The organism is Maribacter sp. MS6, from assembly GCF_056839185.1.
Window position 1 is genome coordinate 2653537 of the sequence record NZ_CM166389.1, and the last position, 14210, is coordinate 2667746.

The 14210-nt window shown below is 38.0% G+C and carries 14 protein-coding genes; 9 read left to right on the plus strand and 5 right to left on the minus strand.

All coding sequences use genetic code 11. The features are described from left to right. Positions 1 to 40: 40 nt before the first annotated feature. Positions 41 to 451: a response regulator gene (locus tag MS6x_RS11645; protein ID WP_482602196.1), complete on the minus strand. Its 411-nt coding sequence runs from the start codon at positions 449 to 451 to the stop codon at positions 41 to 43. A gap of 8 nt (positions 452 to 459) precedes the next feature. Next, positions 460 to 3096 carry a PAS domain S-box protein gene (locus MS6x_RS11650; RefSeq protein ID WP_482602198.1) on the minus strand — a complete coding sequence of 879 codons (2637 nt, stop codon included), beginning with the start codon at positions 3094 to 3096 and terminating at the stop codon, positions 460 to 462. Positions 3097 to 3392: 296 nt separating this feature from the next. Here MS6x_RS11650 and MS6x_RS11655 point away from each other — a divergent pair, with 296 nt between their 5' ends. Genes MS6x_RS11655 through bioD form a run of 3 tightly spaced genes read left to right on the plus strand, consistent with a single transcriptional unit; the run spans position 3393 to position 5555 of the window. Next, positions 3393 to 4547, plus strand: coding sequence for an aminotransferase class I/II-fold pyridoxal phosphate-dependent enzyme (locus tag MS6x_RS11655; protein WP_482602200.1), 1155 nt, complete (start codon positions 3393 to 3395; stop codon positions 4545 to 4547). Between the two features lie 4 nt (positions 4548 to 4551). Next, positions 4552 to 4935: a putative signal transducing protein gene (locus MS6x_RS11660; RefSeq protein ID WP_482602202.1), complete on the plus strand. Its 384-nt coding sequence runs from the start codon at positions 4552 to 4554 to the stop codon at positions 4933 to 4935. A gap of 2 nt (positions 4936 to 4937) precedes the next feature. Further along, complete coding sequence (gene bioD, locus MS6x_RS11665) at positions 4938 to 5555, plus strand: dethiobiotin synthase (RefSeq protein WP_482602204.1); 618 nt, start codon at positions 4938 to 4940, stop codon at positions 5553 to 5555. Here the strand turns inward: bioD and MS6x_RS11670 are convergent. Both MS6x_RS11670 and MS6x_RS11675 read right to left on the minus strand, forming a co-directional pair. Further along, positions 5541 to 7034, minus strand: coding sequence for an ArnT family glycosyltransferase (locus MS6x_RS11670; RefSeq protein WP_482602206.1), 1494 nt, complete (start codon positions 7032 to 7034; stop codon positions 5541 to 5543). The two genes, bioD and MS6x_RS11670, sit on opposite strands and share 15 nt — an antisense overlap. Continuing rightward, positions 7027 to 7791 carry a glycosyltransferase gene (locus tag MS6x_RS11675; protein ID WP_482602208.1) on the minus strand — a complete coding sequence of 255 codons (765 nt, stop codon included), beginning with the start codon at positions 7789 to 7791 and terminating at the stop codon, positions 7027 to 7029. Before MS6x_RS11675 ends, MS6x_RS11670 begins: the two co-directional genes overlap by 8 nt. 43 nt (positions 7792 to 7834) lie before the next feature. On the opposite strand from MS6x_RS11675, the gene bioA reads away from it, so the two are divergent. After that, a complete protein-coding gene (gene bioA / locus MS6x_RS11680) occupies positions 7835 to 9103 on the plus strand; it encodes an adenosylmethionine--8-amino-7-oxononanoate transaminase (RefSeq protein ID WP_482602210.1) in 1269 nt (422 codons plus the stop codon). On the opposite strand, the gene MS6x_RS11685 is transcribed toward bioA, so the two are convergent. Beyond that, positions 9089 to 9523 carry a cytochrome c oxidase assembly factor Coa1 family protein gene (locus MS6x_RS11685; RefSeq protein ID WP_482602212.1) on the minus strand — a complete coding sequence of 145 codons (435 nt, stop codon included), beginning with the start codon at positions 9521 to 9523 and terminating at the stop codon, positions 9089 to 9091. The two genes, bioA and MS6x_RS11685, sit on opposite strands and share 15 nt — an antisense overlap. Positions 9524 to 9590: 67 nt before the next feature. Between MS6x_RS11685 and MS6x_RS11690 the strand changes: the two genes are divergently transcribed. The 5 genes from MS6x_RS11690 to MS6x_RS11710 all read left to right on the plus strand — a co-directional run bounded on the left by MS6x_RS11690 (position 9591) and on the right by MS6x_RS11710 (position 14142). After that, positions 9591 to 10763, plus strand: a complete 1173-nt coding sequence (locus tag MS6x_RS11690; protein ID WP_482607164.1) for a beta-ketoacyl synthase N-terminal-like domain-containing protein — start codon at positions 9591 to 9593, stop codon at positions 10761 to 10763. Between the two features lie 87 nt (positions 10764 to 10850). Beyond that, positions 10851 to 11429, plus strand: a complete 579-nt coding sequence (locus tag MS6x_RS11695; protein ID WP_482602214.1) for a hypothetical protein — start codon at positions 10851 to 10853, stop codon at positions 11427 to 11429. Positions 11430 to 11433: 4 nt separating this feature from the next. Next, the gene (locus tag MS6x_RS11700; protein WP_482602216.1) at positions 11434 to 12861 is read left to right on the plus strand and encodes a flotillin family protein; all 1428 of its coding nucleotides are present in this window, start codon (positions 11434 to 11436) and stop codon (positions 12859 to 12861) included. 128 nt (positions 12862 to 12989) lie between these two features. Further along, positions 12990 to 13769, plus strand: a complete 780-nt coding sequence (locus tag MS6x_RS11705) for a HipA family kinase (protein WP_482602218.1) — start codon at positions 12990 to 12992, stop codon at positions 13767 to 13769. Then, positions 13759 to 14142 (plus strand): DUF3037 domain-containing protein, encoded by a 384-nt coding sequence (locus tag MS6x_RS11710; RefSeq protein ID WP_482602220.1) that lies wholly within the window; start codon positions 13759 to 13761, stop codon positions 14140 to 14142. Before MS6x_RS11705 ends, MS6x_RS11710 begins: the two co-directional genes overlap by 11 nt. Positions 14143 to 14210 lie beyond the last annotated feature (68 nt).

Sequence of the window (14210 nt, forward strand, 5' to 3'; positions counted from 1 at the left end):
AAAATATTCACGTTTTGAATCCTTTATTACTCGCGATGGTTTAAACAATGGTTTTATTTCCAAATTTTTCTTCTATGAGTTCTTTTAAACTTTTAATAATTGTCTCGCTAATAGGTTTGGTAATATACCTTGCCACAAACGGATTGCTTTTAAAAATATCAATATCACTTTGACTTCTAGAAGAGGTAAGGATAAAGACCATAGTATTCTCTGTATGTGCCATTTCCTTGAAAACGTTCATGAATTCATACCCGTCCATTGTAGGCATATTTAGGTCTAGGAAAATAACGTAGTTATGTTCTAAGGTATAATTGTGTTTAAAATACTCTACAGCGAGAAGGCCATTGGAGAAATTCAAAATAGTGCCTTGCAATCCTACGCCTTTTATAGCTTTTTCTAATAGAAAAGTAAATATTGGGTCGTCTTCGACCAGCACTAATTCATACTTCATTTTAAAATTTATAAATCTGTTATTTTTGTGGTTTGCTCCACGTTTTTCTTGATAACATTATCTATTTCTTCTGCCGAGCTTACTATAAAGTTAAGAATTTTTTCTTTTTCTTCCGTTTCCGTACCCCCTTCTTTAATTAGGTTTATTAAGCCCATTAAACGGGCTACCGGGGCCCTCACGACATGTGATTGGTTCCAAGAAATTTCACGTAATACTTTGTTTTGTTCCTCAATTGCCTTTAGATGTAATATGCGATCTGTAACATCTCTAGTGTTTACCACGATACCGTTTATAGTTGGTTCCTCTGTTTTATTTGTAGCAATGGTTTCTAACCAGGTCCATTCCCCATCTCCGTTTTTAAACCTAAAAGGTTTAATATATACTTGTGGGTTTTTTAAGGTCTCTAAAAACTGTGCATATACCTCATCATGATCATCAGGATGTATATGTTCAAATGCATTGGTTCCTACGAGTAATTCCGGAGAGATATTTAGTGTCCTATTGGACGTGGGACTTACATAGGTAAAGTTGGCTTCTTGATCAAAAATGGCTATGAGCTCCGTTCCTTCCTGTACCAGGGTTTTAAAACGACGTTCACTTTGCACTAACTGCTCTGCAGTTGTTTTTCTCTCCGTTATGTCACGCGTATTTAGAACAATACCTCTAATATGGGGTTCATCTAATTGGTTGGTAGCAATTGTCTCGAGCCACCGCCATTCTCCTTCCTTATTTTTAAATCTATAGGAAGTTGTTACCGTTTGTTTCTTGTCTACTATTTCTACAAGCTCTGATTGTAGCCTCTTTTGGTCGTCAGGATGAATGTATTCGAAAGCATTAGTACCAATAAACGTATCCGGGTCGATATTCAGCACCTTAGTGGAGCTTGGACTTACATAGATATAATTTCCATGCTCGTCAATAATGCCAAACATCTCGGTGCCTTCTTGAACGAGGGCTTTAAAGCGAAGCTCACTTTTTGCTAACTGCTCAGCTGCTCTTTTTATTTCTGTATTGTCCCTCGCAATACAGTACATAATTTCTTCTTCATCATCCCAGTTAGCAGACCAAATCATAGGTACTAAATAATTGCCCTTATGCAAATATCTATTTTCAAAATAGCGTATTTTTTCTCCGCGAACCACTTGTTTTTCTACTTCTAAAGATGCGTTTATATCATCTGGGCAAACAAAATCTGTATATTTTTTACCTATGAGTTCCTGAGGGGTATAACCCCAAATACTATAACAAGCCTTATTAATAGTTAAAAAATAGCCATTCTTATCAACGGTACAGATTATATCAAGAGAGGTGTTCAAAATCTTATCCGTTTCTTCTTTTGCTTTAAGCGTAACCTGCTGTAACAGCACTTCTGCGGTGATGTCTTTTGAAAAACAGGAGACTCCTAACAATTCGTTATCGTCATCATAAATTGGATTTAACGAAATTAGCCCATAGGCAGTTTTAGGATTAGATGAATCTTCTAGTTTTTCTTTTATGGAAAACTGCTCGCCGCTTAGGGCTCTGTCATAATAGGATTTCCACTTTATAAGGTTTTCTTTATCAAATTCCTTAATAAGGGCAGACTCACCTGGATAAAGCTTACGTCCCAAGTTTGCCCGCATCATCTGTTCAAAAGCTTTGTTTGCTATTATAAAGTTGTATTGGGTATCTACAGACCATAAAAGATCTTTGGTACTATTAATAAGGGATTCTTGATTTTTTTTTGCCATTTCAAGTTCAGCAGTGCGGTCTACCTCCTCTGTAATATTAAAAAAGGTTCCTTGTATAATTAGGGGTTCGAGGTTTTGGTTCCATTCAAGAACCTTACCTGTCTCCTTTACCCATAGTACATTTTTTTGATGGTCAAAAATTCTATAGGAAATGGTGTACACCTTATTTTTTTTTGCAAAACAGTTATCCAGTTTGTTAAGCGTCTGTTCGAGATCCTTCGGATGAATTCTACTCTTCCAATCTTCTATGGTCAACTGTTTTGATCCCTTTGTGTATTCCCCGATAATCTCGGCTCCCTCGGTATTTAGTTGTATAAAATCAGATGTTTTTTCCCATTTCCAAATCCCTATTTCAGTAGATTCTATGATACTATTTAAGAGCGTTTCTTTGGATTTTAGTTCAGCTTTTGTTTTTTCAAACCTTATCGTTGTTTTTCGAAGTTCAAAAAGTTGAAGAATTTGTTGGGCTAAGGTATGAAGTGCTTTACGTTGATAGTTATTAAGTTTTTGAGGTTTGGAGTCCATTATGCTCAAGACCCCGAAGGGTATATCCTCTGGATTCATTAACAACACACCAGCGAAAAAATTGATGTTTGGATGTGATACCACCCAAGAATCCTTCATGAATCTTGGATCCTTGGTCGTATCTGCTATAATTAGTTCTCGTATGTTGTTGGTAATCATGTATTGGAAAAACCTTGTGCCTACAGGGATATTGTCAAGTGTAACACCAAAATGCGATTTATAGCATTCTTTGGAGTTGCTTACAAGGGTAATTAGGCATATTTCTGCATTGCAGATACTTGCGCCTAGGCTTGTAATATTATCGTATAGTTCTTCTTGTGTGCTGTCTAACAACCCGTAGGATTCAAGAATATCCGGTCTTGTTGTATTGTTGTTTTTATTATCTTTCATAGCATCCTCAAGAAATCATTTCTACAAATAGTAGTAAAAAAGTAGGAAAATTCATAAATAAGACACGAATTTAAATTTTCTCCTAAACATAGCCGATTTTTTAAACTTGTTTTAATCAAATTTTAGTGTTTGTCGCTATTTCTAAGTTGTTAAATATCAAATTATTAATTCGATATTTTCATTGAGAGTTTAAACAACTGTTGAAGTATTTAATCAATCTCTCCAAAAAATTAATTTCTGCCATCAATTCGATACTAATTATAATAATGATGCAATAGAAATATTATTTTTGTGGGATGATTCAATTTCCAGAAAAACTGGCTAAGATGCTGGATGTGCGCAAAAGTCAAGGGACATTGCGTAAATTATCGGCAACGGATGGCACTATAGATTTTTTGTCCAACGATTATTTAGGTTTTGCGAAAAATGATGCCCTATTTTCCAAGACCTTTCAGTTACTCCTAAATGAAGGTGTGGCATCTAATGGGTCGGGAGGTTCGCGACTACTATCAGGAAATCATAAATTGTATAGAATTTTAGAACCATTGTTGGCTACCTTTTATACGTCCGAAGCAGCACTCGTCTTCAATTCTGGCTATGATGCCAATATGGGTATTTTTAGTGCGGTGCCACAGCGTGGGGATTTAATTTTATATGACGAACTTATACACGCCAGTATTCGTGAGGGTATACGAATGAGTAACGCAAAGGCCTATCATTTTAAACATAATAGTATAGATAGTTTAAAGGAAAAGATAGCGCTGAACAAAACTCAAATGGGAGTAGATACAACTATTTATGTGGTAACGGAGAGTGTTTTTTCCATGGATGGCGATACGCCAGATTTAAAAGCTTTTGCGGCTTATACGACCAAAAATGGGTATCATTTAATTGTTGATGAAGCTCATGCGGTAGGATGCAACGGGACAAATGGAGACGGAATTATACCCCAGCTTAATCTGGAAAATAAGGTTTTTGCTAGAACGGTTACTTTTGGTAAAGGGTATGGATGCCATGGAGCAGCCGTTCTTGGGTCTACTGAGTTAGTCGATTTTTTGGTGAATTTTGCCAAACCTTTTATTTACACCACGGCACTTTCCCCACATGCATTGGCTACCATTATTGCAGCACATGAATTTTTCAAAGAATCCGGTAAGGAAGAAGTGGAAAAGTTGAGAGGAAATATTACCTATTTTAAAAAAGAACTAAAAGCGCAAGGACTACAAAAGCATTTTATTACAAGTGAGTCTGCTATTCAGTCTTGCATCATAACGGGCTCGGGCAAAGCAAAAACCGTTTCTGGAAAGCTTGTAGATAAGGGGTTTGGAGTAAAAGCGATACTTTCACCAACCGTACCGGAGGGGCAGGAGCGACTGCGTTTCTGTATACATAGCTATAATTCCAAAGAAGAATTAGGATTAATCTTAAAATTATTATCATCCTATTTATAATGCTATGGAAGAAACTTTTTATCGACTAGCTTCTTTTGAATATGCGGCTGACGTCCAGATAATTAAGGGTAAATTAGAGTCCGAGGGCATTCCTGTCTTTCTTAGGGACGAAAATACGTTAAATTCCGACCCGCTTATCAGCAATGCTATTGGTGGCGTAAAATTGCAGGTGTATTATAAGGATAAAGAACGGGCTATCGCTATATACAATGAGGTACGTGCCTATGCGCTAGATGACGATAACAATCCCATAGTTTGTCCTAATTGCAAGGCTACAAAATCCGAAGTGTATTATACCAGAAAGGGTATTTTTAATAAACTTTTCCCATTTTTTGAAAAAAGAAAATATAAGTGTTTAAATTGTGGAATAATCACCAAACCCAGTTGAACATGCAGAAAATATTTGTTACAGGAATATCAACCGAAGTGGGCAAAACAATTGCTTCTGCTATAATTACAGAGGCTTTAGAGGCAGATTATTGGAAGCCAGTGCAAGCTGGAGACTTGGATAATACAGACAGTCATAAAGTAGCGGGTCTTATCTCAAATACAAAAACGGTAATTCATCCAAGTAGTTATGAGCTAAAAACACCTATGAGTCCTCATGCTGCTGCGGAAATAGATGGCGTTCGCATAGATCGTTTCCATATAAACGAGCCGGCGACCAATAATCATTTGGTCATTGAAGGTGCTGGTGGTATTTTGGTTCCCTTGAACGAAGAGGATACTATATTTGATATTATCATGCCCAGCTACAAGGTTGTTGTGGTTTCTAGACATTATTTAGGCAGTATAAACCATACTTTGTTAACCATTGGCTGGTTGCAACAAAAGGGTTATGATGTGTCGGTCTTATTTAGTGGGAATGCCAACCCACATACGGAGAACATCATTTTACATAAAACCGGGGTTTCGTTACTAGGTAGGATTCAAGAGGAGGAAAGTTTTGATAAATCTGTGATCAAACGCTACGCAGAGAAGTTTAAGCACATTTTAGAGACCCTCTAAACGCTGTAATATTTCTGCGTTTTCGACTACCGCATGTAGTTTGTAGTGTTTTTCCAAATATGCCTCTATATAGGTATTTTCCTCTACTTCTTTTTTATCAAAAATTCGTTTGTCCTTTCTAAGTATAACTGTTTTCGGCCTAAGTTCTTCCATAATATATTCTAGTTCTTCTACCGATGTTTTTCTAGGGTTGTCAAAGAACTCGAACATTTCGTCTTTGCACAAATTACTTGGATGGGTAGCTATCTTTGTAGGTGGATTTACATTGAGAAACCAGTACCCGATATGGTATTCTAAAAACAGAATATTCTTTTTATCCAGATTATTTTCAACGATAAAGGCAGGGACTGAGATTCCCTCCCCATTGTAGAAAGTTCCTTTGTCTATTTTGTTTTTGATGATATTACCATATTCCAGATAGCTTTCCATGGGTATCAATACCATCAATAATAGTATTAGGTTTCTAATTTTTGGATTAAAATGCCATCGTATGTGGGAAAGGGTAATGCCAACAAAAACTATCAATAATGGATGTAATTGAATTAAATAGTGTCCGTTTACCCTACCACCTTTAACGAAGGACAATACCACACCTATAATAGTTATAAAAAGGATTTGAATCGCGGGTTGTTTAAAATCAACAGATCCTTTTTTCCACACAAACCCAAAAAAGGCACTTAGAATAATCAGAATGGGCATCAATTTAAAAATTGAATAACGTCTCGATTCGGAATAGGCAAGTGGAGCTTTTACCACGGAATTATACCAAAGGTCCAATTGGTCTGCCAAAAAGTAGGGGAGTATGGTTAGTCCAATGATAGAAAGTATTCCCAATCCGTAGGCCATCGTTTTCCATATACCATTTCGATAGTCTTTCTCCATGATATGGTTATATAGCTGGTACAGTCCTATAAAAAGAACGGCATACGCCATATTTAACTTTACCATGAGCGCAATACCCATAAGAATACCGGCAAGGAACACCATTAAAAACTTTCGATTTTTTAAAAGAATATAAACGGCAGGCATAAAAAAGGCCATGGTAATATGTTCGGACATAACGCCTTGCAAGCTTCCGAATAAACTTTGAAGGAGAACGGCAGCGATTGCGCACCAAAAACCTATCTTTTTAGTGGCAATATGAGCGCCAATTTTATAGGTAAAAAATGAACTTATGGTAACCAATAACACCCCAAAAAGACGAATGGTAAAAATGCTCTTGCCAAATGCATAAATAATACTAGCAAAAAAGAAAAAGGTAAGCGGGGGCTTTACATCCCAAAGTTCGGTAAAGGGTAAATTACCTTCTACCCAAGATTGGGCAACCAATATAAATGTACTTTCATCACGATCTACATAATCCCGAAAAAAAAACGGAAACCGAATAAAGAGGGAAACTAAAAAGAGTATCAGAAATACAGCCCTGCTGTTAAGAATCTTGCATTTAGCCAGAATTGTATTTATAACCTGATTAGCCATGTACCTTTAAATTTTGTTGATGGCTCTGCCAAATACGATACAAATCTACCCATAAGCGAAAGAAATAGGAGAGTTTAACCTTGGAATCGCCTTTGTCTACCCATCTTTTAACGGGAATTTCATCCATGAGCTCCAGTGCATTTGATTTGCCGTAATGATTGAGTATTCTGCTGAAAATCTCCACATCAAATAGCCATTTAGATATAAACGGTTTCTTGAACGCCAGGACCGCAATTTCTTTAGTAAATACTTTGCACCCGCATTGGGTATCATACACTTTAATATCCAAAATATTGGAAATAAAAGAGGCGATTATCCTCCCGGACAAAAACCGGGAAAATTTTCGTTCCACAATAGAGCCTATTTTAAGTATTCTAGAGGCAAAAACAAATGTCTTTCCATCTTGCAAATAGTGTAAATAAGAGTAACATTCCTCTAAAGAGGTAGCTAAATCTGCATCTAAATAGGCAAAGTTTTCACCTATGTTTTCCTCTAAACAGTGTAAGACAACCTTTCTGATAGATTCTGCCTTGCCTAAATTTATGGTATTTGATACTTTTAATACTTGATTCGGAAACTCTTTTTCTAAGGTCAGTAGTCTGTCAATGGTATTGTCTGTAGAAGCGTCATCTACAAAAAAAAGGGTCGTGTTCAGTTCTTTTCCAAGGAAATTCTGAATCTCGGAAAGTGGAAGTCTGCTATATTCGTTGTAGCAGGGAACAATAATCACCACCTTTCCAAAATTTTTATTTCCCATCTTTGCAAAATACGTAAAACCTTGTGCAACAAAATAGCTTCAATTGAAAAATCTTCCTGAAAGAGATAAAAAACACCTATGGCATCCGTTGACACAGCATAAAACGGCAGCAGCGCCCTTGGGCATTGTTAAGGCCGAAGGAGCCTTGTTTTGGGATGAAGCAGGAAACGAATATATAGATGGCATCGCATCGTGGTACACCAGTATGTACGGCCATGGTAATCCATACATTATTGAAGCCATGACCGCCCAGATGAAGCAATTGGATTTTGTTCTGTTCAGCGGGTTTACCCATGAGCCAGCTGTACAGTTATCCGAAAGGTTATTGCCGCTACTTCCAAAGAACCAAGCTAGGATATTTTTTAATGATAATGGCTCCACTGCAGTGGAAGCAGCGATAAAAATGGCCTTACAGTACCATCATAATCACGGCGATAAACGCGATACCTTAATTGCGTTTGAAGATGGGTTTCATGGCGATACCTTTGGTGCGATGAGTGCTTCGGGGCTCTCTTCCTACAACGGACCATTTGAGGATTTTCTGTTAAAAGTAGAACGCATTCCAGTGCCGCAAAATCATAATTTGGAAGCAATTATTTCAAAGCTCCAAGATGTTATTAAAAAAAATGAATGTGCGGCCTTTGTTTATGAACCTTTGGTACAAGGCGCGGCGGGAATGAAATTTCATTCTGCAGCCGGATTGGATGCGCTTTTGGAAGTGTGCAAGAATGCCGGAATTCTTTGTATTGCCGATGAAATTATGACCGGTTTTGGAAAAACAGGTAAAAATTTCGCTTCGGAGAATATGCAGCACAAACCGGATATCATGTGTTTAAGCAAGGCACTAACGGCCGGGATGTTTCCTTTGAGTATTACCAGTTGCTCCCAGGAAGTGTACGATCGCTTTCTAAGCGATGAGATTTCAAAAGGTTTTTTTCATGCCCATACCTTTAGCGCGCACCCCATTGGATGTGCTGCGGTATTGGCTGGCTTAGATTTATTGGAATCACCCCAAATAGTGGAACGGCGTAATGTTATAAAAAACGCTCATGAACGCTTTGTGGCTGAGGTTAGGGGCAATCCAAAAGTGGAGAATGCACGCTGCATGGGTGTTATTTTGGCACTAGATTTGAATATAGAGATGGAGCGTTATGGAAACCTGCGCGATAAATTGTACCAATTTTTTATGGAAAGGGGAGTTATTTTGAGGCCACTTGGGAATACAGTGTACGTGCTTCCGCCTTTTGTGATGACGGATGGGCAGTTGAACAAAATCTATGATACTATTAGAAGCGCGCTAAAAGTCTTCTGAAGTTTCCTCTAACAGATCAATATGTTCATCATCCTTGATTTCTACCCTAATTTCATCGTATGTCCAGTTATCATCTTTCCCAGTGGCTTTTACAAACAAGGTTCCGGAATCCTTAGGGCCTGAAATAGGAATTTTCATATCTGCTGTTTTGTTTCCATTGATACTGTTGTAACTACCTTGTATCATCCCGTTCTTTACAATGGGCGAACCTAAAGCACTTATGATTTCTTCGTCTTGGTTTATTTTTTCGAGCGCATATTCGTAGGGTTGAGATTCTTCTAATACTGCCGTTACTCCATAGAACAATGACCCAATAAATAGGATAAATACAGTTAGTAAGCTCAAACAACCACCTAAAGGTACTGCCCATTTCCAGTTTCTTTTCCACCAATTTGGGTATTCAACCAATTCGTTGTTCATTGTTTTTTATATGGTTTTGCTTTCATGAAGATAAGAACTTTTACTTTTGTCCAATAATTCATTTTTCGTGATTCAACCTATTTCAATTACTGCTATTGGTTCTATTTCTGCTTTGGGGACTTCCCTTGAAGAGGTGTGGTCCAGTTACAAGAAACCAGAACATTTTTTTCAACAACGAATGTTTGATGTTCATAAGGAGTGGTTGGCACCATTGACCAAAGGTGGGAGGAAGGAAATAGAAACACTTCGAAAGTCGGATACGAAGTATAAAAAATTGGATGATTCCGTTTTGTTCGCTTTGGTTGCATCAAGAAAAGTGATTGTACAAGCCGGTTGGAAAGCGGCTGATAACTTTGGAATCAATATCGGGTCCTCGCGTGGTGCTACTTCTTTATTTGAACAGTACCACAAGGAATTTTTAGAGTACAAAAAGACGGCCACACTAGCTTCGCCCACAACTACCCTTGGTAATATATCTTCTTGGGTAGCGCACGATTTACAAACGAAGGGACCGGAAATTTCCCATTCCATTACTTGTTCTACGGCATTACATTCAGTTTTAAACGGAATCGCTTGGCTACAAAGCGGTATGGCCGATAAATTTTTGGTAGGAGGTAGCGAAGCACCTTTAACTCCCTTTACCATCGCTCAAATGAAAGCTTTAAAAATTTATTCTAAATATGGAGATACGGATAAGTACCCCTGTAAGGCACTGGATTTAGAAAAGTCCGTCAACAGTATGGTTTTGGGAGAAGGAGCTGCTATGGCATGTTTAGAACGTGAAATAGTACCTAATGCTTTGGCCACGATAGTTGGGGTTGGCTATGCCACAGAACCTTTGGAACATAATGTGTCTATCTCAACGGATGCCCTGTGTTTTCAACGTTCCATGACAATGGCATTAGGGAATATTTCACCAGAAGAAGTAGATGTAGTGGTGATGCACGCACCAGGTACGATAAAAGGAGATGAGACCGAATACTGTGCTATAGAAAAAATATTCTGTAACAAAACTCCATTTTTAACTACTAATAAGTGGAAAATGGGTCACACATTTGGCGCATCGGGAATGTTAAATATAGAATTGGCAGTTTTAATGCTGCGCCATCAAAAAGCTATTCAAGTCCCATTTATTAAACAGCAACAAGATCCTAAAAGCATTAAAAAAGTATTGGTAAACGCTGTAGGGTTTGGCGGTAATGCAGTAAGTGTTTTATTGGAAGCCCCTATCCATGAGTAATTTCAGTAGTTCTTAATCTGACCTTTTTATTACAAAACATATTACAAGAAAACAGTATCTTTCAAGTTGCCAACTAAACCAAAAATTATGGAACAATGGTTCGAGACCTTATCGCTTTTTGAAAAAATTTATTGGGTCGTTGCCCTTATCTCATCTGCTATATTTGTAGTGCTAATTGTCATGACCTTAGCAGGTGGTGATGCCGATGATTTTGGGGGAGATGTGGATGTTGAGATAGAGGGCGATACCGGAATAGGTTTTCAATTCTTATCCTTTAAAAATTTAATGGGCTTTTTGACCATCTTTGGCTGGTCCGGTATAGCATGTATAGATGGCGGACTTTCAAAAACAGTTACGGTACTCATTTCCGTAATATGTGGTCTTTTAATGATGACAGCTATGGCAGCTTTGTTTTACTACTTGGCCAAATTACAAAGTAGCGGCACGCTTAAACTCAAAAATGCTTTAAATCAGATTGGCGAAGTATACTTGACTATCGGTGCAAATAGATCCAGTATTGGAAAAGTAAGTATCAATGTACAAGGAACGTTACGCGAATTGGAAGCTTTGACTGATGAGGCCCACGACCTTAACCAAAGCAATGTTGTTCGTGTCAAAGAAATTACCGCCAACGGAATATTAATTGTTGAACTCTTAAATAAATAACCCTATGCTATTACCATTACAACTTGGTGGCGGAGCCTCATTATTGGCTGTTGGTTTCGCTATTCTCTTCTTTTTTATCATTATTATCTCCTTCATAAGGCGGTATAAACGGTGTCCGTCCGATCGTATTTTAGTAGTCTATGGTAAAGTAGGCACGGGTAATTCCGCCAAATGTATCCATGGTGGTGCTGCATTTATTTGGCCTGTAATCCAAGACTATGAATATTTAGATTTGACACCCATTTCTATTGAGGTAGATTTGGCAAACGCCTTGAGCAAGCAGAATATAAGGGTGAATGTTCCTTCAAGATTTACCATAGGGGTTTCTACAGAGCCAGGGGTAATGCAAAATGCTGCAGAACGTCTCTTGGGCTTGGGTGCGCAAGAGGTACAGGACTTGGCAAAAGAAATTATTTTCGGACAGCTACGTTTGGTAGTAGCTTCCATGGATATTGAAGAAATAAATTCGGATAGGGATAAATTTCTAACGAATATCTCGCAAAGCGTAGAGTCAGAATTAAAGAAAGTAGGTCTTAAACTAATAAACGTAAATATTACGGATATTGTTGACGAGTCTGGCTATATCGAAGCTTTGGGTAAAGAAGCTGCAGCGCACGCCATTAACGCGGCACGTAAATCCGTTGCGGAGAAAAATAGGGATGGGTCTATCGGTGAGGCCAATGCCGTACAGGACGAGCGTACCCAAGTGGCCGCTGCAAATGCAAAAGCGGTTGAAGGCGAAAATATTGCAAAAATTAATGTTGCCAATTCAGATTCTTTACGAAGACAGCGAGAGGCAGAGGCCGAACGTACTGCAATAGCTGCTGAGAAGGTACAAAGCGCAAAGGCGCTACAGGAATCCTACGCTGCGGAACGTGATGCGGAAATGGCAAGGGCAGATCGAGAGCGTAGTTCACAAATGGCAGATATTGTTGTACCTGCGGAAATTGATAAAAAGAAGGTAGAGATTGATGCAGAGGCAGATGCAGAACGTACCAGACGTATTGCCAAAGGACAGGCCGATGCTATTTTATTTAAGGCACAAGCCGAGGCCCAAGGTATCTTAGAAGTTTTAACCAAGCAGGCAGAAGGTTTGGATAAAATTGTACGCGCAGCGGGCGATAGTCCAAAAGATGCCGTATTACTATTGGTAGCTGATAAATTACCGGAATTGGTAAAAACACAAGCCGAGGCTATCAAGAACATAAAAATCGATAAAGTAACCGTTTGGGATTCTGGCGCAAAAACGGAAGATGGTAAAAACTCTACCGCAAACTTTATTTCGGGAATGTACAAATCCGTTCCTCCTTTACAGGATATGTTCAATATGGCAGGGATGCAGTTGCCTGAGTATTTGAAAGGCAAAGATACCGTGGAAGATAAATCAGATGAGATAAAGAAAACGAATTCTCCCAAGAAAAAGGAGGAGTAGTTTAGTTTTTAAAGGGTGACAGCAGAAATTGGCCATTGAACTATTGTTCTTTGGCCTTTTTTCTAAAATAGATAAGTATCTAATAGCTTTGGAAGTAACGACTTTTAAGATTTAGTATATTAGGCATAATGAATAAAATCGATATTCGCACCGTAGATGTAGTTCAGTATATAAAACCGCTGCGGGAAGGAGGTTCGCTTCCTGCAATCGTAAAAGCAGATGACGGATTTTTATATGTGTTGAAGTTTCGTGGTGCAGGTCAAGGCAAAAAGGCACTTATTGCTGAATTTATTGGAGGAGAACTAGCACGTTCTATTGGATTAAAAGTGCCGGAACTGGTGTTTATGAACTTAGACGACTCGTTCAGTAAAACCGAACCTGACGAGGAAATTCAGGATTTACTTAAATTTAGTGTGGGTTTAAACTTAGGATTACATTTCTTGTCAAGTGCAATCACTTTTGAGCCTTTGGCATCTAAAGTAGATGGTAGAACAGCGTCGAAAGTGGTGTTATTGGACAGTATCATCAGCAACATAGACCGGACAGCTAAAAATACAAACCTGTTAAAATGGAATGAAGAATTATGGATTATAGATAATGGTGCCAGTTTTTATTTTCATCATAACTGGGAAACTTGGGAAAGCCATTTAACGAGGACTTTTCCACTTATAAAGGATCATGTACTATTAGCTCAGGCAACTAATTTACAAGAAGCTGCGCTTGCAATAAAAGAGTCGTTAAATGAAAGGAGGATTGCTGAGATTGTATCGAACATACCCGAGGAATGGCTAATTAACGAAACGGATAACATGTCATCTAAAGAGATTAAGGAGGCCTATGTGCGTTTTATTACAGTACGGTTAGCTATGATAGATTTACTTGTTAAAGAAGCTGAGGATGCAAGATAGATGCACATTTGAATATGCGATTATTAGAGTTGTTCCTAAAGTGGAACGCGAAGAATTTTTTAACGTAGGGGTGATACTTTTTTCAAAACAAAAAAAATTTCTTAAGGTACTATATCAAATAAACCAAAAACTTTTAGAGGCATTTACCAACGAAATAGAACTGGAACATTTATTGGAATATCTAAAAGCATGGGAATTAATTTGTAAAGGCGCACCTTCTGGAGGAGCTATTGGAAAGCTAGAATTGTCAGATAGGTTTCGTTGGTTAACTGCAACTAGAAGTACTATTATCCAAAGCTCTGAAACCCACCCAGGACTATGTGAAGATCCTGAAAGAGAGCTTCAGGATATTTTTAAGAAGATGGTCTTATGAAGATTTATGTTATCGTGCTATATAAACGTGTGGTATGTTTGAGGTGTAGTTTTAGAAGTTTTGTATAG